The sequence below is a fragment of the Moraxella sp. E33BD genome (genome assembly GCF_041807865.1).
Classification (GTDB): Bacteria; Pseudomonadota; Gammaproteobacteria; order Pseudomonadales; family Moraxellaceae; genus Moraxella; species Moraxella haemolytica.
In genome coordinates this window covers 221,381-240,912 of record NZ_JBGTZD010000001.1, presented here as the reverse complement: position 1 = coordinate 240,912, position 19,532 = coordinate 221,381, and the positions used below count along the sequence as shown (strand labels likewise).

Sequence of the window (19,532 nt, the reverse complement as noted above, 5' to 3'; positions counted from 1 at the left end):
ACCCCAATAATTTGGAATATTTTGTAAATAATCCACCAGTGTGATTAAAAAGGCATGATTTTGCTTACTGTCTTATTGGCGTAAGCCATCATTTGTGGTTAGCTTGCCAATATCATGCCTTTTCATGGCGGTATTGACTGCTTAGGATAGCTGTTCTGCCAATGTCGCTGCCAAATTTGCTAATGCTTTATCCACACCATCGGCATTGTTTGCACCGCCTTGGGCGAAATCTGGCTTACCGCCACCTTTGCCATCAAGGGTTTCGCAAAGTGATTTGATGATGTCTCCTGCTTTAACTTTTGAGATTAAATCTTTAGAAACACTTGCGGTCAGTGCGACTTTACCGTTGGTAATGCTTGCTAGAATGGCGATACCATCGGATAGTTTTGATTTGATATCATCTGCCAAACCACGCAAAAACTTGGCATCTAGATTGTCTAGTTTAGCAATCAAAACAGGCGTGCCACCAATCATTTCAACCTTATCCATTAGGGATTTGGTTTCAAGATTTGCCAGTTTTTGTTCTAGGCGTTCAAGCTGTTTTTCAAGCTCACGGTTACGCTCACTAAGGCTACCAACTCGTACACCAATCTCATCACGCTTAGCCTTAAAATTGCTTGCTAAAGTAGCTAAAGTCTTTTCGCCTTGTTGCATATAATTGATTGCACCCATGCCAGTCAAGGCTTCAATGCGACGAACGCCTGCGGCAATACCGCCTTCTGAGACGATTTTAAACAGACCGATTTCTCCTGTATGTACAACATGAATACCGCCACACAGCTCAATAGAAAAGGGTGTTTTGTCGGCTTTTTCGCCCATAGTAAGCACACGCACGGTCTCGCCGTATTTTTCACCAAACAGTGCCATTGCTCCTTTTTGTAGAGCCTGCTCAATAAGCAAATGTTCAATCTGAACAGGGCTGTTTTTTTGAATTTGTTCATTAACCATGCGTTCGATGGTCAATAGGTCATCTTGACTGATTGGTTCATCATGTGAAAAGTCAAAACGCAGTACTTCTGATGACACCAAAGAACCTTTTTGGGCGACACCAGTACCTAATACGGTGCGTAGGGCGGCGTGTAGTAGGTGGGTTGCTGAGTGGTTTTTAGCAGATGCACGGCGAATGTCTTCGATGACTTGTGTATGGGCATTTTGGGTGTTTTTAATAGTCCCCATTTTTACTGTGCCATAGTGAATGATGGCAGCACCTGATTTTTTGGTGTTTTGCACTTCAAAGACGCCAGACTCGGTGCTGATTTCGCCAAGTTCGCCAACTTGACCGCCACCTTCGGCATAAAATGGTGTGGCAGAAAGCACAACAACACCTTCATCGCCTTCGTGTAGCTCAAAGATTTCTTTGCCTTCTTGATACAGTCCTATGATTTGACTGTTGTGTTCTGATGAAGTATAGCCAACAAAGTCGGTTGGGTTATCTACTTTGATGGCGGTGGTATAATCTAGGTCAAATTTGCCTGCATCACGAGCTCGAACACGCTGTTCTTGCATATGTGTTTCAAAACCTGCCTCATCAATATTGATGCCACGCTCACGGGTGATATCGGCGGTTAGGTCTGTTGGGAATCCATAAGTATCATATAGTTTAAAGACGGTCTCGCCAGCCAATGTATCGCCAGTATTTAGGTTTTCTAGTTCGCCTGACAGCAGACGCAACCCTTGAGCCAAAGTTTTAGCAAATTGCTCTTCTTCTTTTAAAATAACTGATTCAATTTCAGTTTGTTTTTCAATAAGCTGTGGGTAGGCTTGCCCCATTTCTTTGGCAAGGAAAGCCACAAGTTTATGGAAGAATGCGTCTGTTGCACCCAATTTGTTGCCATGACGCACGGCACGACGAATGATACGACGCAACACATAGCCACGACCTTCATTGCTTGGACGAACGCCATCGGCAATAAGAAATGATACCGCACGAATGTGGTCGGCGATGACTTTAAATGATGGTTCATGGGTGCTATCCACACCGATGATGGCAGCGGCTGCATCCATCAGATTGACGAATAAATCAACTTCATAGTTGCCATATTTGCCTTGTATGACCGAGCTGATTCTCTCAAGTCCCATGCCTGTATCAACCGATGGCTTTGGCAATGGCTCTAAAGTGCCATCTTTTTGGCGATTAAATTGCATGAATACGCAGTTCCATACCTCTACATAGCGATCGCCATCTTCTTCGGGTGTGCCAGGCAAACCACCTTCAATATGGTCCCCATAATCATAAAAAATCTCTGAACAAGGACCGCAAGGACCAGTATCGCCCATCGCCCAAAAATTATCTGATTCGTACTGTTTGCCTTTATCGCCAATACGAATGATGCGTTCAGGGGCAAGTCCCACTTCTTGATGCCAGATATCAAAGGCTTCATCATCAGTGTGATACACGGTTACATATAGGCGTTCTTTAGGCAGGGCAAGCCATTGCTCTGAGGTCAAAAATTCCCAAGCGAACTTGATGGCATCTTTTTTGAAATAATCACCAAAGCTAAAATTGCCCAGCATTTCAAAAAAAGTGTGATGGCGGGCGGTGTAACCGACATTATCAAGGTCATTGTGCTTACCACCTGCACGCACGCATTTTTGTGAGCTGACGGCACGATGATAGTCTCGTTTTTCAACCCCTAAAAAAGTATCTTTAAACTGATTCATACCTGCATTGGTGAATAGCAGGGTGGGGTCATTGTGCGGGATTAGGCTTGACGATGGGACTGGTGTGTGATTTTTGCTGGCAAAAAAATCAATGAATGCCTGACGAACTTCATGCAGCTGTAGAGTTTTAGTAAGATGACTCATAAAAATTCCTTAAAATCACATCACTGATGTGCTTTTTGCTAAAGATGCTAAATCATTTTTGTGAAAAGTTGATGATGCTTAAGTAAGACGAAACTTTAGGCAATCATAAATCGTTAATTTTATCATAAACTAACCCAAATAAAAGCAAATTTTCGTTAAATTGCCCGACTTTTTCGTTTAAGTATAAAAAATGGTAATATCACAAAAAAATTAGGGATTTTTTTAAAAACTACTTAACATTTATACAAAAAAGATGTATAAATAACACAGTAGTTTTATTCCATAATTTATTTAGGGGTATATCATGAACATTCCATTACTCACCGCCATGTTTTCTATCGCCTTTACTGTTGCGGTAGGTATTTTGTTGATTATTGCTTTTGTTACAGGTTTTGATAGCATGCCTTATATTTTGGGTGCAGTTGTTATTGGTGCACTCATCAGCTTGCCCATTGCAGTGATTGTTACCAAAAAGGTCAGTGCTTTGACTAGTGGTTCAAATCAGACTTCTGATTAAACTTTGCAGCCAAAAAAAATCTAAGCCAAAGACATTACTTGGCTTAGATATGAAATTTTGGTGTTTCTTATTGATTTTATTGGTACTGATACGCCATCGGCAGTTGGTTGGTGCTATAAATTAAAAGGCAGTGTGAGTACTGCCTTTTAATTTGATTGATTGACAATGACTTTAAATAATCAATTATTTTTCAATTACTTTAAATAGTCTTTTAATTTTTTCGCCTGTTCATCAGCATTGCCGATATAGGTTGCAGGTATTAGGTTAGCTAAGCGTTTGCGGTCAGTTTCTGGTACGGCTTTTAATTCATCGCCATTCACAAAATCCGTCATCATCTGTCTTGTCATCGCCTGTCCACGAGTGAGAGCTTTTAGCTTCTCATAAGGCTTTTCTACATTGTAGCGACGCATGACTGTTTGGATTGGCTCTGCCAAGACTTCTTGGGCGTTGTCTAGGTCTTCTGCTAGGCGTTGTTCGTTAAGTTCTAATTTACCAATACCTTTTAGGCAGGCTTCAAAGGCGATTAAACTTTGAGCAAAACCTGTGCCCATATTGCGCAGTACCGTGCTGTCAGTCAAGTCTCTTTGCCAGCGTGAGATGGGTAGTTTTTCGCCTAAGTGTGCAAGAATGGCATTAGCAAGACCCAAGTTGCCCTCGCTGTTTTCAAAGTCAATGGGATTGACTTTGTGGGGCATGGTTGAGCTACCTACTTCACCTTCTTTTAGTTTTTGTTTGAAATAGCCTAGTGAGATATAGCCCCACACATCACGGTTAAAGTCAATCAGAATGGTATTAAAACGGCGTAACCCATCAAATAATTCTGCCATATAATCATGCGGTTCAATCTGTGTGGTATATGGATTGAATGTCAAACCCAAACTTTCTACAAAATTTTGGCTGTGTTTTGCCCAGTCAATATTAGGATAGGCGGATAAATGAGCGTTATAGTTTCCTACCGCACCGTTAATCTTACCAAGCAGTTCTACCGCTTTAAACTGCTTGATTTGGCGGTGCAGACGATAGGCGACATTCGCCATTTCTTTGCCAAGCGTTGTCGGACTGGCTGTCTGTCCGTGCGTGCGAGACAGCATTGGCACATGGCTATATTTATCCGCCAAATCTGCAATGTCATCAATAATCTTTTGCATGGATGCTACTAAAATATCACGACCTGATTTTAGCATCAAGGCGTGCGATAGATTGTTAATATCTTCTGATGTGCAAGCAAAATGAATAAACTCGCCTGCATTTTTTAATTCATCAATATCAGCAATTTGTTCTTTTAAAAAATATTCCACCGCTTTAACATCGTGATTGGTGGTGCGTTCTATTTCTTTGATGCGTTCGGCATTTTCTAATGAAAAATTATCAATAATGGCATCTAATTTGGCATTGGTGTTAGCAGAAAAAGGCTGAATTTCACCGACTTCTGGGTGATTGGCTAGAGCTTGTAACCAGCGGACTTCAACCGTAACACGAGCGTGCATTAAGCCAAATTCAGACAGATAAGGACGCAAGGTATCGCATTTGGACGCATAGCGACCGTCTAGGGGGGATAGGGCGGTTAGTTGATTGAGAGACACTTTTAAAATCCTTAAAAAAATGATGAGAATGATTAGATTATAACAAATTTTGGCGTTTTTAACCAGTTGTGTTTTGATTGCAAGGCGTTGGGTGTATGTGGATAATTGGTTTACTTGTGTAGGTGGCTAAATTTTTGTATAATGCTATGTCATAAATTGAACTTGACAAAGGGTAAATGATGCATATAATCACAGCACACAGCACACAGCACACAGCACACAGCACACAGCACACAGCACACAGCACACAGCACACAGCACACAGCACACAGCACACAGCACACAGCACACAGCATAGCCTAAGTTTTACCTGCACGCCTATTGGGGGTGTGCAATGAGCAAACACATCTCTAAAGCCTTTTTGGAAGCCAAAACAGGCGTCAAACAAGACCCCACACCCACCAAGCCTAAGCACACCACACAAAGCAAGCCCACCAAAGCTAAAAAAGCGACCGCCACAGACGGCGGTAACAGCACTCTACACGCCGCAAAGCGTGCCAAATTAGCGATTTACCCAAAAAAGCCAAAGGCATCAAAATCACCAGTCTTAATGACAGCAAAGCCAAAGACGGCACAGTCTATTTGGGTGGGGATTTTAGAAGTAAAGAATGTATCAAATTGCTATGCCAAGCCGATATTGTGGTTACCAATCCGCCATTTAGTTTGTTTCGTGAATATATCGCTCAGCTTGTGGAATACGGTAAAAATTTTGTAATTATTGGCAATAAAAATGCCATTACTTATAAAGAAGTATTTTCATTGATTAAAAACAATAGAATTTGGGTGGGATATACCCCAATGAGTACCGATTTAACTTTTCATATATCAAAAGAATTTGCAAAAAAATTAGTATCTGAAAAAAAAGAAGGTAGTGGCTATAAAATAGTCAATGGGGAAGTAATGGCAAGAGCACAAGCAATATGGTTTACCAATTTAGAGCATTCCAAACGCCAAGACAAATTGATTTTACACAAAACTTATAATCCCACTGATTATCCCAAATACGATAATTACAACGCCATAGAAGTGTCTAAAACCGCCAATATCCCCATAGATTATGACGGTGCAATGGGCGTACCCATTACTTTTTTGGACAAATACAATCCAGGGCAGTTTGAGATTGTTGGAATGGGAGAAGACAACGGCACAGGTCAATCTGGCGGAGTTTGGCAAGGTGGTTCAAAATCTTGTTTGGTAAATGGTTTGGCTAAGTTTAAAAGAGTATTTATTAGAAAGGTAAAAGGAGCAAACTAATGCACATTGAACATAAAAATATCACGATTGGCGAATTAACCCAAGGCTATGCTGATAATAACGAACAAGGCGTGGTGGCATATGGTGGATTGTTAAATGTGCGACCGCCGTTTCAGCGTGAGTTTGTGTATAACCAAAAGCAAAGAAATGAAGTAATTTATACTGTCTTAAAGGGCTTTCCTTTAAATGTGATGTATTGGGCGACCACCGATGACGGACAATTTGAGCTAATGGACGGACAGCAACGCACCATTAGCATTTGTCAATTTGTGGCGGGCGATTTTTCTATTAAAATAGACGGTAATGCTTTATATTTTCATAATTTAAATGCAAATGACCAAAAGCAAATTTTGGATTATAAATTGCATATTTATATTTGTACAGGCAAGCCTAGCGATAAATTGGCGTGGTTTGAGATTATCAATATTGCAGGCGAAAAATTGACCGACCAAGAACTCAAAAACGCCATGTACACAGGTAAATGGCTCACCGATGCCAAACGCCATTTTAGCAAAACTGGGTGCGTGGCGTATCAAATCGGCAGTGATTATTTGACAGGCATGCCCATTCGCCAAGACTATTTAGAAAAAACTTTAAAATGGATAAGCCAAACCGACCCAAAATACAACAAAGACATTACCCAATATATGGCACAACACCAACACGACAGCGATGCCCTGCAATTATGGCAATATTTTCAAAATGTGATAAGTTGGACAAAAGCCAAATTCCCTCATTACCGCAAAATGATGAAAGGGCTAGAATGGGGCGAATTTTATAACGCCCACAAAGACGATATATTGGACGCAGAGTTATTAGAACGGCGTATTTGTGAATTGATAAATGACGATGAAGTGGAGAATAACAAAGGCATTTATGCCTATTTATTAAAAAATGACCCAAAATATCTAAATTTACGGACATTTAGCGACAAAGACCGCCAAAAAGCCTATCAAGCCCAAAAGGGTATTTGCAAAATTTGCAATGAGTATTTTACAATAGATGACATGGAAGCTGACCATATTATTCCATGGGCAAAGGGCGGTAAAACCACTTTTGATAATTGCCAAATGCTATGCCAAAAATGCAATCGTACTAAGTCGGGGAAGTAATTGTTATTAAAATACCATTAAAAAGATGCTAAAAATAGCCATTGTATTTTTGTAATGGCTATTGGTGTAGGCAGTCTTTTATTTTAGTTTTGTTTAAACCAAATACAAACTAAATCTAAACCAAACACGGTGCATCACACCAATCAATCACGCCCCCACCTAAGCAAACATCGCCATCATACAAAACCACCGACTGCCCAAGCGTAACGGCTCGTTGTGGCTCATCAAACACCACTTTGAGCGTATCGTCTTGAATAAACACGGTGCAGGCTTGGTCGGGCTGACGATAGCGAGTTTTGGCGGTAAGTTTTGAGCCGTCTTTGGGTGGACTGATGACCCAATCTAGTTTTGTGGCGGTCAAAGTGGTTGAGTGTAGTAGGGGGTGATTATGCCCTTGACCGACAATCAAGCGATTGTTCTTTAGGTCTTTTTGCAGTACAAACCAAGGCTCATCAGGACGACCAGAGACACCCCCAATGCCAATACCTCCTCGCTGACCAATGGTGTAATACATCAACCCATCGTGTGTGCCAAGTGTTATGCCATCGTCACTGATGATTTCTCCTTTTTGGGCAGGCAGATAGGTCTGTAAAAAATCCTTGAATTTTCGTTCGCCAATAAAGCAGATGCCTGTACTGTCTTTTTTCTTGGCGGTTGCTAGGTTGTATTTTTCGGCAATCGCCCGCACTTGTAGCTTTTCTAATTCACCGACTGGAAATAAGGTTTTGGCGATTTTGTCGCCACCGACCGCATACAAAAAATAGCTTTGATCTTTGTTGCCATCAAGTCCACGCAGTAGCTGTGCTTTATTGTCCATGATTTGTGAACGGCGAACATAATGCCCTGTAGCAATATAGTCTGCACCCAGTGTTAAAGCGTAGTCTAAGAACGCTTTGAATTTGACTTCTTTGTTGCACAAGATATCAGGATTGGGCGTGCGACCTGCTTGATACTCCTCCAAAAAATGCTCAAAAACATTATCCCAATATTCTGCCGAAAAATTGGCAGTATGCAATGGTATGCCTAGCTTATCTGCCACCGCTTGGGCATCTGCCAAATCAGTCAAGGCAGTGCAATATTCTGTACCATCGTCTTCTTCCCAGTTTTTCATAAAAAGCCCCTCTACTTGATAGCCTTGTTCAAGTAGTAGGGCGGCTGATACTGAGCTGTCCACACCGCCTGACATTCCGACGATGACTTTTTGGGTGGTGTTTGGCTTTGTTATCATCATGTATTAACCATAAAATTTTGCTATAATATTAGGGTATTTTAACAAATTATAGGAGAAAAACAATGATAAAAATCGGTCAAGGACTAGATGTTCATGCTTTTACAGATGGTGAGTTTGTTACGCTTGGTGGTATCAAAATTCCCCATACGCACGGTATTAAAGCCCATTCGGACGGTGATGTCCTGCTTCACGCTCTCATGGATGCGATGCTTGGGGCGTTGGCTTTAGGGGATATCGGTATGCATTTTCCTGATACAGATGACCGCTTTTGTGGGGTGGATAGCAAGGTGTTATTAAAAGAGGTTCATAAAAAAGTAACCGAAAAAGGCTACAGTCTGATCAATGCTGATATGACAGTGATTTGTGAACTGCCCAAACTTTCCCCACATAACAAAGCGATGCGTCAGTGCATTGCTGATATTTTAAAAGTAGAAGAGGACTGCATTAGCATTAAAGCCACCACCAATGAAAAGATGGGCTATCTGGGGCGAGGCGAGGGGATTTTTGCAAGTTGTGTGGTGCTATTGCAAAAGATGGGGTAGTTGTTTTAATCATGGGATTTGATGGCACGGAGGCGTTTGGGTAGTAACTTTTAAAGGTGTGGTTTTTATCGTTGGTTTTGGTGTTAAAATGACTAGGGTGCTTTTTAAGGTTACTTGCTAATTTTTTATTATTAATTTCTGACAGGAGATTTATGTTGGATAAAAATACCGCTCTTTTATTGATTGATTTGCAATTAGGATTTGATGACCATGTCTATTGGGGTGGCAATAGAAACAACCCAAACTGTGAGCAAGTTTGTTTTGATTTATTGGCAAAGTGGCGTGCGTATCAGATGCCCATTTTTCATATTCAGCACAATTCTACTGAACCAAACTCACCTTTAAGACCCAACCAGATTGGCAACGACTTTAAGCCCCTAACCGCCCCAATGGGTGATGAAGTGGTTATTGGCAAAACGGTTAATTCTGCCTTTATTGGCACAAATTTAGAACAGCAACTAAAAAGTCGTGCGATAACCAACCTTGTCATTATTGGCTTAACCACCAATCATTGTATTTCTACCACCACACGAATGGCAGGAAATCTGGGCTTTCATGTGATTGTGGTGGCAGATGCTACAGCGACTTTTGACCGTCTGGGCTTTGATGGTAAGCACTATGATAGTGAGCTTGTGCATCAAATTAGCCTTGCAAACCTACATAATGAATTTGCAACTGTGTTAATGAGCGATGTGCTTTTGGCGGATAAATTTTGGCAGAGTACTTGAAATCTGCCAAACCGCCACCAATGTATGATACAATGCAGGTAAATTCAGTTTCATTTTGGAGTAATCATGACCGACATCAACCCTCAAATCAAAGAGCTGATTGAAAACCAAATCAAAGACCATAGTGTGCTTTTGTATATGAAAGGCACACCACAATTTCCACAATGTGGATTTTCTGCCCGTGCGGTGGAGGTATTAAGCCAAATCGGTCGCCCTTTTGCCTTTGTTAATATCCTAGAAAACCCTGAAATTCGCACTACTTTGCCCATCATCGCTAATTGGCCTACTTTTCCACAGCTATGGGTTAATGGCGAGCTAATTGGTGGTAGCGATATCATTTTACAAATGTATCAAGCAGGCGAGTTAAAGCCACTGATTGAAGAGCATAGCCCTGAAGTGTGATTAAAAGATATCAAAGGTTTTTGTCGCTAGCAAAAGCCTTTTTTATTGATTGACTGTATCAATTAACTGTATTAAGCTGTTGATAACCTTGGGATAATTGTCAAAAAATCATTGCTAAAGTAGTGAATTGTTGGTCTTGATGAGTAAAAAATAATGCAAAAAATCAAACAGATTTCTGAAGAAATTTTAACTTTGTGTGAAAATGCGAACACTGCTTTAAAAGCGATTCATTTGATTGTTCAGCATGGTAGTGCAAGTGAATTGGCTTGGCAGACGGTGTATAATCGTGTGATGGCGGATAATGATGTTGATGGGGCGTATTATTTGGCAAATTTTACTCAAAAGATTGATGATTTGCCATTTGATGGGTTGCCACTGATTGAGATGGTGATGAATGGTGATGACAAGAACATGAAATTATCACTGATTGATAAAATGCCCAAACAAATACAGCAGGAGTATTTGAGCAGGGTTTAGTTATCCTTTTTATTATTCATTCTTTGTCATTTTTCCATGCAGGTTATATCCATCTCAACATGATGGTCAATCTAAGGTTGAGATTTTATACCAAGTCCTGCGGTGATTTGGGCTTTATAAGTCTTTAATAAAGGCAAAACGGTATCAATTATCCAATCTTTGCGATAGCCTTGTAAGCCTAATGGTAGATGTTCGGCATTTAAGTCATGTGCCACCATCAGTAATAACTCGCTAATCCACCGTCCACGCAAAAGCAGATTTTCTGGAATGTGATGTGTGTGGCTGTAATCAGTGATGGCTTGATCAAGAGATTTCTTAAAGATTTTTTCCTTACTACGATAAACAGGTGGTGGTAGAGGTGGTAGTGTTTTTTGTGGTTGAGATTTTACGGTACGAATGATGTGGATAATCTCATCGCCATACTTACGCAATGCATGGCGATTGATGGTGGTTTGTGCCAGTTGCTTGATACTTTCTGGTAGCGTTTCAATGATTTCACGCATTGCTTGTTTGCTAATAATGAAAGTTCTTGGCTCGTTAATGTTGCGAGCCAGCGATTCACGCCATGCCACTAAAGATTGTAGCACACCTATTTGAGTGCGGTTGTATTCAGGAGAGCTAAATTCTAGATACAGCATCTCATCGCTGATATGGGCGGTATCATGTAGTTCTTTGGCATAAACATTGCTGTCTTCAATGACATGACCAAGTAATTGATTTTCATCAAGTTTTTGTTTGACGCTTTGATAAAGTGTCAACAGATAACGCACATCATTGGCGGCATAGCTTTCTTGTTCTTGACTTAGTGGTCGTACCAGCCAATTAGATTGGCTCTCGCCTTTGTCAATCTCAATGCCAAGAATTTCAGCGACAGACTGGCTGTAGCCTGCTTGTAATTTGCCTGTCAAATAAGCAACGCCAATCTGCACATCAAAGATATTGGTTAGAGGGGCGTTTTTTGCCAATAGATAAAAAATACCCAAATCTTCACCGCAAGCATACCAAACCATCGTCGGCACTTCTATCAAGGCTTGCCAAAATTCAGTTAAATCCAATCTAGGTGCGTCAACCAAATAGATGCCACGCCCAGTATTGACCTGTACGAGTGCTAAAATGGGGTAATAGGTGGTGCGTTTGATGAATTCGGTGTCTAAGGCGACCACATCCACCTCATCGATTTCATCAATCAATGCGTAAAGCTCATCTTCGTTGTGTACCCATGAGACGGGCAGGTCATGATTTTGATCTTCTATATGATCAGCACGAAAAAAGCCAAAGCGTGTGTCGCTATTTGAGGGTGTTGTAGTCATGTTTTTTAGATAAAAGCACGGTTTTGTAGAGCTTGATGCAAGGTTAAGCTATCCACATATTCTAGTTCACCACCCATTGGAATGCCTTGTGCCAGTCGGGTGATTGTTTCAACATGGGGGCGAGTGGCATCGGTGATAAAAAAGGCGGTGGTTTGTCCTTCTACTGTGGCTCCGGTCGCCAAAATTAACTCTTTGACGGGTTCTTGTTTTAGGCGGAAAATAAGCTGGTCAATGTTTAGATCATCAGCGTTAATACCGTCAATTGGCGATAAATGACCACCCAATACAAAATATTTGCCACGATAAGCACCGCTTTGTTCAATTGCCACCACATCAGCAGCACTTTCTACGACGCACAACAGACCATCATCACGGCGTACATCGCTACAGATGGGGCATATCTCTTCATCGCTGTAAGAGTGGCATTGGCGACACTCGATAATCTCATTCATGGCGACACCTAAGGCTTGTGATAAACTAATGCCTTGCAAGCGTTTTTTGGATAGCAGATGTAGAGCCATGCGTTGAGCGGTCTTTTGTCCAACACCGGGCAAATGTTGTAGCTCTTTGACAAGATGGTCAAATTTTGGGGTTAGCATGATCAATTAGCCAAACAGACCTTGCATGCCCTTAGGTAAACCCATGCCAGTAGTTGCACTTGCCATGACCTCTTCAGACAGCTCATCGGCTTGGCGAACGGCATCATTAATGGCAGCTGCTACCAAATCTTCAATCATGTCAGGATCATCGTCCATAAGACTTGGGTCAAGACTGATGCGTTTGACCACATGGCGACCTGTCATGGTAACTTTTACCAAGCCATTACCCGATTCGCTATGTACTTCTTTGGTAGCAAGGCTAGCTTTGGCAGCTTCAACATTCTTTTCTACCTGCTTTTGCATGGCTTGGGCTTGTTGCATGAGTGCTTGAATGTTCATGATATTTTCCTAATTAAAATTTTATGATAAGTGATGTCAGTAAATTTTAAAAAATTTATCCATCAATCGTGTTTTTATTGATGAAATTATAGCATATCTTTAGGGCAAAAATCCAAATGGTATATAAAGCTAGCTTGGATTGGTAACCATGTTAGATTTTGCAAGTACCAGAGGTACAGCCATCATCAATGTCGCCTTGACTGTCGTCAGCACCATCACGAGTATTATGATAATACAGTGTCTTAACGCCAAATTTATAAGCGGTTAGCAAATCTTGAATCAACACCTTCATGGGGACTTTATTGCCTTCAAATTTTGATGGGTCATAATTGGTGTTGGCGGAGATGGACTGATCGATGAATTTTTGCATGATACCTACAAGGCGTAGATAGCCATTGTTATCAGGCATCTGCCAAAGCAACTCGTACTGTTTGGCAAGTTTTTCAATATCAGGCACAACCTGTTTTAAAATACCGTCTTTAGACTGTTTAACAGATACCAATCCACGAGGAGGCTCAATACCATTAGTGGCATTAGCGATTTGGGAGCTGGTTTCAGATGGCATAAGGGCACTGAGTGTTGAATTACGCAGTCCGTATGTTTTGATGTCGGCACGCAAAGATTCCCAGTCAAATTGCAACGGTTCTGGACAGATGCTGTTCAAGTCGGCTTTATAGGTATCTATCGGCAAGATGCCCTTACTATAAGTCGTCTGATCAAACCAAGGGCAGGCACCTTGTTCTTTAGCGAGCTTGTTAGATGCCTTTAATAGATAATATTGCAATGCTTCAAAGGTGCGGTGAGTCAAGGATAATGCTGCAACATCTGAATAGCGAGTGCCATTTTTGGTGAGATAATAGGCGTAGTTAATTACGCCAACACCAAGTGTACGGCGGTTTAGACTGCCTTTTTTGGCGGCGGCAACAGGATAGTCTTGATAGTCAAGCAAAGCATCAAGAGCACGCACAATCAGCTCGGCCGGCTCTTCAATATCTGAGATTTCATTAATTTTGCCTAGATTAATGGCTGATAAAGTGCATAGGGCAATCTCGCCATTTTCATCATTGATATTATCAAGAGGCTTGGTCGGTAGGGCAATCTCCATGCACAGGTTAGACTGGCGAATCGGTGCAATGCTTGGGTCAAACGGGCTGTGTGTATTGCAGTGGTCAACATTTTGAATATAGATACGACCTGTACTGGCACGCTCTTGTAGCATAAGGCTAAATAGCTCTCGTGCGGAGATGGTGCGTTTTCTGACATTGTCATCTGCCTCATATTGCGTGTACAAGCGTTCAAATTCTGCTTGATTGGCAAAGAAAGCTTCATATAGACCAGGTACATCTGATGGCGAAAACAGCGTGATGTTTTTATTTTGGATTAGGCGAGCGTACAGCGTTTTGTTTATTTGTACACCATAGTCCATATGGCGGACACGGTTATCCTCAACGCCACGGTTGTTTTTTAGGACGAGTAGGTTTTCTATCTCTAGGTGCCACATTGGGTAAAATAAAGTTGCTGCACCGCCACGAACGCCACCTTGTGAGCAGGATTTGACCGCAGCTTGGAACATCTTGAAAAATGGAATACAGCCAGTATGTTGGGCTTCACCGCCACGAATGGGTGAGCCTAAGGCACGGATTGCTCCTGCATTAATTCCGATGCCTGCACGCTGTGAGACATAACGGACGATGGCAGAAGTGGTGGCGTTGATGCTGTCTAGGTTGTCTGCACATTCAATCAGCACGCATGAGCTAAATTGGCGTGTTGGTGTGCGAACGCCTGCCATGATAGGGGTTGGCAATGAAATATAAAAATTAGAAGTGGCATCATAAAAACGCTTGACATAGTCAAGTCGCTCGCTCTTATCATAACCTGCAAACAAGCACATACCTACGAGCATATATAGGAATTGTGGGCTTTCATAGACTTGCTTGGTAACTCGGTCTTGTACCAGATATTTACCCATCATTTGCTCAACTGCCGCATAAGCAAGGTTCATGTCTCGGTCATGGTCAATGTAGCTACCAAGTTTGTCAAATTCATCTTTGGAGTAGTCTGCCAAAATGTGCTTATCGTATTTACCGCTATTGGTTAGTTTGACAACATGGTCGTATAGGTGTGGTGGCTGGTACTGACCATAGGCAATCTTACGCAGATGAAAAGTGGCTAAGCGTGCTGCTAGATACTGATAATTAGGCGTTTCTGCTGAGATTAGGTCGGCCGCTGCTTTGATGATGGTTTCGTGAATATCTTTGGTACGAATGCCATCATAGAACTGGATATGAGATTTTAGTTCAACTTGTGAAACCGAAACATTGCTTAGACCTTCGGCTGCCCAAGTGATGACTTTGTGGATTTTTTCTAAATCAATGGGCTCTAATCGTCCATCTCGTTTCGTAACTTTAATTTTATCGATGTGTACCATGGGCATGTTCCATATTTTATTAAAAGTTGCGGAAAAAAACTGCAATCAAAGATTTAATGCCATCATGACCATGCTGTTAAAAAGTATTGCTTTTCAAGCAGTTAAAGGCATAAAAATGGCGGTTTTGTTGATGAGGGGGTTAAGCTGTCATCACTACATCTAGGCGTATATCTTTTAATGTGGCACAATATATCCTAAAAAAAATAAAAATGCTAGCTTGTTTTTTTTTTGATTTTATGAATGACTTGGAGGAAAAATTTATGATGGTTCTGTATGCTAAATCTGATAAGGGGTGCAGATTTGTCAATAGGTTAAAAATTTTTTTTATTTTAAATTTTAAAATATTATATTAATTTTGATTGGTTTTATAAAATAATACGCACCACTGGGATGCGTATTATTTAGGCTGTTAGGTTAGGCACTTGCCATTAAGCTGGCGTTACCGCCTGCTGCGGTGGTGTTGTAGCTTTGGCTGATTTCATGATACAGGCGTGCTACATCAAGACCGTCTTTGGCATCAATCACACGGCGAATTGCACCATCTAGCGTTGCCAATCTTACCCGTTCATCGCTTGGCATTTCTGTGAGAGCGATGATGATATCATTGGTATCAGCACCAGCGGATTCTATGATGCTAAGCAGGCTGCCAAAATGTTCTGCATGAGTAGAGAGTTCATGTTCTGGCGTAATGTGGGTGTGTATATTGTTGGTTGCTAAAACCATCAAAGTTTTAACCGCATCAATGGCATTGCCACCGTAGAGCGTAACAGCATGTGGTGCACGCCACGATAGGGTGTTGCATTCACCTGTTGGTCCTGGTAGGTTAATGTATGCACCGTTTAGTGCCGAAGTGCGTGCAATATTTGCCGCTGTTTCTAGCTGTGTGGCATCGGTGATTAAGCCTGATGTTTTGGCGGCTGTTATTATTTGATTGATGGCGATTTCATTGACCGTTGCAGGAAAATCAACCGCTGGGACAGACCAAGTACTAAGACAGCTTAGACGCTGTAGGTAGAATGGACCACCTGCTTTTGGCCCTGTGCCACTCATCCCATGACCACCGAAGGGTTGTACGCCCACAACTGCACCAACGATGTTGCGGTTGATATATACATTGCCTGCTTCGATACGGTCGGCGATACTCTCAATGGTGCTATCAATACGGCTATGGATACCATGTGTTAAGGCAAAGCCTTTTTTGTTGATGCTGTCAATCAAGTCGTCTAACTCATGAGCAGCAAAGCGAACCACATGTAGTACAGGTCCAAAAACTTCCTTTTTAAGTTGTGATAAATTTTGTAGTTCAAACATGATAGGGGTAACAAAAGTACCCACATCTGTTGAGCGGATTTTCACTTCATGAAATGGAGCGATTTGTTTTAAGGTATTGATGTGGTTGAGTAGGTTTTCTTGTGCTTCAGCATCAATCACAGGGCCTACATCGGTAGATAGATAGGCAGGATTGTTCACTATCAGTTCATCCATTGCCCCCTTAATCATCTCAATCATATGGTCGGCTACATCTTCTTGGATGCACAAGATGCGAAGTGCTGAACAACGCTGACCCGCTGAGTCAAATGCAGATGCCAATACATCGGTGCATACTTGCTCAGGTAGGGCGGTACTATCAACAATCATGGCATTCATGCCACCTGTCTCAGCGATGAGAGTGGGGTTGTCATCTCGCTGTGCTAAGGTGTGGTTAATGCGTTTGGCAACATCGGTGGAGCCTGTGAAAATCACGCCATCAATGCGACTGTCTGTGGTCAATGCTGCCCCTATGTCGCCTGCACCCAAGACCAATTGCAAGGCATCTTGTGGTACGCCTGCTTCGTGTAACCAAGTTACTGCCAGATGGGCGATAAGGGAGGTCTGTTCGGCAGGCTTAGCAACAACCGTATTGCCTGCCGCTAGGGCTGACACCACCTCACCAACAAAGATGGCAAGCGGAAAATTCCAAGGGCTGATTGCCACCATTGTGCCAACAGGACTATTTAGGTTTAGGCGTTCGGCTTCATCGGCATAATAACGACAAAAATCAACCGCTTCACGCACCTCAGCAATGGCATTTAGCAAGGTTTTGCCTGCTTCACGCACGGCAACCATCATCAGCAGTGCCATGTATTTTGGCGACTCTAACATATCAGCAAAGCGACGCAAGATATTTGCACGCACTGTTGGTGGGGTTGATTGCCAGCTATTTTGGGCATCAATAGCAGCAGAGATGACCTCTGGCACAGAAGCGGATTCTAAAAACGATACATGTCCAACAATGTCAGCATGATTGGCAGGGTTGATTACCTGATGCGGAGCTTGGTGTTCTACATTAACGCTAACGATGGATTGAATGTTAAAATCAATACCTAGTGCCTCATTCATATCGGCTTCTAATTGGGCAAGCATATGCTCATTGCTTAGGTCGATGCCGTACGAATTTAGGCGGTTGCCATAGATGTGGCGTGGTTTTGGTGTTAATGGGTTACTGGTGATATGATTGACATCAATCTCATCTAAAGGCGAGATGGTTAGTTCATCAATGCTAACTTTTTCATCAACAATGCGGTTGACAAATGACGAGTTTGCACCATTTTCAAGCAAGCGACGCACCAGATAAGCAAGCAGGGTTTTATGTGTGCCAACAGGAGCATAGATGCGTACACGGCGACCTAAATTTTGTTCACCGACAACTTGGTCATAGAGAGTCTCGCCCATGCCATGTAGGCATTGGAATTCAAAATCTTTTCCTTCGCCCATCTTATAGATGGTGGCAAGGCTTTGGGCGTTGTGCGTAGCAAATTGTGGGAAAATGGCATCTTGTGCATTCAGTAGTTTTTGGGCACAAGCTAGATATGAGATATCGGTATGAACTTTGCGTGTATAGACAGGGTAACCGTCCAGACCATCAACTTGAGCCCATTTGATTTCGCTATCCCAATACGCACCTTTTACTAGACGAATCATGAGACGCTGGTTGTTGCGACGAGCAAGATCAATCAGATAATCAATCACATAAGGACAGCGTTTTTGATAAGCCTGTACCACAAAACCAATGCCGTTAAAGCCTGCCAAATCAGGGTCTGATACCAACTTTTCCATCAAATCAAGTGATAGTTCCAAACGATTGGCTTCTTCTGCATCAATGTTTAGACCGATGTTGTATTCTTTAGCAAGCATGAATAGTGCTTTTAAGCGTGGCAACAGCTCAGTCATCACTCGTTCATGTTGGGCACGAAAATAGCGGGGGTGAATGGCAGAGAGCTTCACAGAGATGCCATTGCCATCATAGATACCACGACCTTTGGCGTCTTTACCAATGGCATGAATGGCGGTAACATAGTCATTATAATAACGGTCTGCATCAGCAGCAGTCATCGCAGCTTCTCCTAGCATATCAAAGCTGAAGCGATAGCCTAGTTTTTCACGCTCTTTGCCGTTTCTTAGGGCTTCATCAATGGTTTGACCTGTAACAAACTGTTTGCCAAGCATTTTCATGGCGTAGTTGACGCCGCCACGAATGAATGGTTCGCCACCTTTTTGGATAACACGAGTTAGGGCAGAGCCTAGTGATTTTTCGTTAACATCGGTGGTTAATTTGCCTGTTAATACCAAGCCCCAAGCAGCAGCATTAACAAACATAGAAGGGCTATTACCAACATGGCTCTTCCAGTCGCCATCAGCCAACTTATCACGAATGAGCTTATCACGAGTGGCGTTGTCGGGGATGCGAAGTAGGGCTTCGGCAAGGCACATTAAAGCAATACCTTCTTCGCTTGACAAAGAAAATTCGTGCATGAGTGCATCCACACCTGACGATTTACTGCGGTCAGCACGCACTTGAGTGATGAGGCGATGAGATAGTTCGCTGATTTCGGTTTTTTGACTTTGGGATAACTGCAATGTTGAAGCTAGATTTTGTACAGCTACTTGTTCATCAAGTCGATAGGCATTGGTAATGGCATCACGCAAATGACTTTGAGAGTGGGTGAATTGGAACATGCTTTGTCCTTATAAAATGGTATGAAAGGGTAGATTTTATTATACAATGATTTGAGATGGTGATTGATATCACTTATATGTGCATTATTATATCATTATCATAAGAATGTCATCAATAAAAGTCATGAGTAATGTTTAAATAATGTGCATAAATGTAAAAGGGCGTTGTTTGACATTGGAAAAACCAATAAATTAGCCAAAAGTAGTGG

The 19,532-nt window shown here is 42.0% G+C and carries 16 protein-coding genes; 8 read left to right on the top strand and 8 right to left on the bottom strand.

Annotated features, from left to right (window positions below; all coding sequences use genetic code 11):
- Window positions 1–141: 141 nt before the first annotated feature.
- Complete coding sequence (gene alaS / locus ACERC6_RS01070) at window positions 142–2,805, bottom strand: alanine--tRNA ligase (protein ID WP_373627395.1); 2,664 nt, start codon at window positions 2,803–2,805, stop codon at window positions 142–144.
- A gap of 304 nt (window positions 2,806–3,109) precedes the next feature.
- Between alaS and ACERC6_RS01065 the strand changes: the two genes are divergently transcribed.
- Complete coding sequence (locus tag ACERC6_RS01065) at window positions 3,110–3,322, top strand: hypothetical protein (protein ID WP_373627394.1); 213 nt, start codon at window positions 3,110–3,112, stop codon at window positions 3,320–3,322.
- 194 nt (window positions 3,323–3,516) lie between these two features.
- Here the strand turns inward: ACERC6_RS01065 and purB are convergent, their stop codons facing one another.
- Complete coding sequence (gene purB / locus ACERC6_RS01060; protein ID WP_373627392.1) at window positions 3,517–4,905, bottom strand: adenylosuccinate lyase; 1,389 nt, start codon at window positions 4,903–4,905, stop codon at window positions 3,517–3,519.
- A 179-nt stretch (window positions 4,906–5,084) separates the two neighbouring features.
- Between purB and ACERC6_RS01055 the strand changes: the two genes are divergently transcribed.
- The 3 genes from ACERC6_RS01055 (at window position 5,085) to ACERC6_RS01045 (ending at window position 7,271) form a co-directional block, all read left to right on the top strand.
- Window positions 5,085–5,243 carry a hypothetical protein gene (locus tag ACERC6_RS01055; protein WP_373630489.1) on the top strand — a complete coding sequence of 53 codons (159 nt, stop codon included), beginning with the start codon at window positions 5,085–5,087 and terminating at the stop codon, window positions 5,241–5,243.
- A gap of 163 nt (window positions 5,244–5,406) precedes the next feature.
- Window positions 5,407–6,159 (top strand): adenine-specific methyltransferase EcoRI family protein, encoded by a 753-nt coding sequence (locus ACERC6_RS01050; protein ID WP_373627427.1) that lies wholly within the window; start codon window positions 5,407–5,409, stop codon window positions 6,157–6,159.
- Entirely contained in the window at window positions 6,159–7,271 is a 1,113-nt protein-coding gene (locus ACERC6_RS01045; RefSeq protein WP_373627390.1) for an HNH endonuclease family protein, read from the top strand. Before ACERC6_RS01050 ends, ACERC6_RS01045 begins: the two co-directional genes overlap by 1 nt.
- Before the next feature lie 115 nt (window positions 7,272–7,386).
- On the opposite strand, the gene mnmA is transcribed toward ACERC6_RS01045, so the two are convergent.
- On the bottom strand, window positions 7,387–8,502 hold the full coding sequence (gene mnmA / locus ACERC6_RS01040) for a tRNA 2-thiouridine(34) synthase MnmA (protein ID WP_373627389.1): 1,116 nt from the start codon (window positions 8,500–8,502) through the stop codon (window positions 7,387–7,389).
- 62 nt (window positions 8,503–8,564) lie between these two features.
- Between mnmA and ispF the strand changes: the two genes are divergently transcribed.
- The 4 genes from ispF (at window position 8,565) to ACERC6_RS01020 (ending at window position 10,651) form a co-directional block, all read left to right on the top strand.
- Window positions 8,565–9,044, top strand: a complete 480-nt coding sequence (gene ispF / locus ACERC6_RS01035; protein WP_284674312.1) for a 2-C-methyl-D-erythritol 2,4-cyclodiphosphate synthase — start codon at window positions 8,565–8,567, stop codon at window positions 9,042–9,044.
- 152 nt (window positions 9,045–9,196) lie between these two features.
- The gene (locus ACERC6_RS01030; protein ID WP_284674313.1) at window positions 9,197–9,772 is read left to right on the top strand and encodes a cysteine hydrolase family protein; all 576 of its coding nucleotides are present in this window, start codon (window positions 9,197–9,199) and stop codon (window positions 9,770–9,772) included.
- 66 nt (window positions 9,773–9,838) lie between these two features.
- Window positions 9,839–10,174 (top strand): Grx4 family monothiol glutaredoxin, encoded by a 336-nt coding sequence (grxD, locus tag ACERC6_RS01025; protein WP_284674314.1) that lies wholly within the window; start codon window positions 9,839–9,841, stop codon window positions 10,172–10,174.
- A 153-nt stretch (window positions 10,175–10,327) separates the two neighbouring features.
- Entirely contained in the window at window positions 10,328–10,651 is a 324-nt protein-coding gene (locus tag ACERC6_RS01020; protein ID WP_284674315.1) for a hypothetical protein, read from the top strand.
- Between the two features lie 71 nt (window positions 10,652–10,722).
- On the opposite strand, the gene ACERC6_RS01015 is transcribed toward ACERC6_RS01020, so the two are convergent.
- The 5 genes from ACERC6_RS01015 to putA all read right to left on the bottom strand — a co-directional run bounded on the left by ACERC6_RS01015 (window position 10,723) and on the right by putA (window position 19,323).
- The gene (locus tag ACERC6_RS01015; protein WP_373627388.1) at window positions 10,723–11,961 is read right to left on the bottom strand and encodes a ribonuclease D; all 1,239 of its coding nucleotides are present in this window, start codon (window positions 11,959–11,961) and stop codon (window positions 10,723–10,725) included.
- A 5-nt stretch (window positions 11,962–11,966) separates the two neighbouring features.
- On the bottom strand, window positions 11,967–12,560 hold the full coding sequence (recR, locus tag ACERC6_RS01010; protein ID WP_373627387.1) for a recombination mediator RecR: 594 nt from the start codon (window positions 12,558–12,560) through the stop codon (window positions 11,967–11,969).
- 6 nt (window positions 12,561–12,566) lie between these two features.
- Window positions 12,567–12,899, bottom strand: a complete 333-nt coding sequence (locus ACERC6_RS01005; protein WP_284674318.1) for a YbaB/EbfC family nucleoid-associated protein — start codon at window positions 12,897–12,899, stop codon at window positions 12,567–12,569.
- A 151-nt stretch (window positions 12,900–13,050) separates the two neighbouring features.
- Window positions 13,051–15,327, bottom strand: a complete 2,277-nt coding sequence (gene nrdA / locus ACERC6_RS01000) for a class 1a ribonucleoside-diphosphate reductase subunit alpha (protein WP_284674319.1) — start codon at window positions 15,325–15,327, stop codon at window positions 13,051–13,053.
- A 414-nt stretch (window positions 15,328–15,741) separates the two neighbouring features.
- On the bottom strand, window positions 15,742–19,323 hold the full coding sequence (putA, locus tag ACERC6_RS00995; RefSeq protein ID WP_373627385.1) for a bifunctional proline dehydrogenase/L-glutamate gamma-semialdehyde dehydrogenase PutA: 3,582 nt from the start codon (window positions 19,321–19,323) through the stop codon (window positions 15,742–15,744).
- Between the last annotated feature and the right edge of the window lie 209 nt (window positions 19,324–19,532).

Excerpts from the sequence above, each read along its gene's own strand:
- putA (WP_373627385.1), bottom strand. The coding sequence starts at position 19,323 with ATGTTCCAATTCACCCACTCTCAAAGTCATTTGCGTGATGCCATTACC.
- recR (WP_373627387.1), bottom strand. The coding sequence starts at position 12,560 with ATGCTAACCCCAAAATTTGACCATCTTGTCAAAGAGCTACAACATTTG.
- ACERC6_RS01065 (WP_373627394.1), top strand. The coding sequence starts at position 3,110 with ATGAACATTCCATTACTCACCGCCATGTTTTCTATCGCCTTTACTGTT.
- ACERC6_RS01030 (WP_284674313.1), top strand. The coding sequence starts at position 9,197 with ATGTTGGATAAAAATACCGCTCTTTTATTGATTGATTTGCAATTAGGA.
- ACERC6_RS01005 (WP_284674318.1), bottom strand. The coding sequence starts at position 12,899 with ATGAACATTCAAGCACTCATGCAACAAGCCCAAGCCATGCAAAAGCAG.
- mnmA (WP_373627389.1), bottom strand. The coding sequence starts at position 8,502 with ATGATGATAACAAAGCCAAACACCACCCAAAAAGTCATCGTCGGAATG.
- alaS (WP_373627395.1), bottom strand. The coding sequence starts at position 2,805 with ATGAGTCATCTTACTAAAACTCTACAGCTGCATGAAGTTCGTCAGGCA.
- ACERC6_RS01020 (WP_284674315.1), top strand. The coding sequence starts at position 10,328 with ATGCAAAAAATCAAACAGATTTCTGAAGAAATTTTAACTTTGTGTGAA.
- grxD (WP_284674314.1), top strand. The coding sequence starts at position 9,839 with ATGACCGACATCAACCCTCAAATCAAAGAGCTGATTGAAAACCAAATC.
- nrdA (WP_284674319.1), bottom strand. The coding sequence starts at position 15,327 with ATGGTACACATCGATAAAATTAAAGTTACGAAACGAGATGGACGATTA.
- ACERC6_RS01015 (WP_373627388.1), bottom strand. The coding sequence starts at position 11,961 with ATGACTACAACACCCTCAAATAGCGACACACGCTTTGGCTTTTTTCGT.
- ACERC6_RS01055 (WP_373630489.1), top strand. The coding sequence starts at position 5,085 with ATGCATATAATCACAGCACACAGCACACAGCACACAGCACACAGCACA.
- ispF (WP_284674312.1), top strand. The coding sequence starts at position 8,565 with ATGATAAAAATCGGTCAAGGACTAGATGTTCATGCTTTTACAGATGGT.
- ACERC6_RS01045 (WP_373627390.1), top strand. The coding sequence starts at position 6,159 with ATGCACATTGAACATAAAAATATCACGATTGGCGAATTAACCCAAGGC.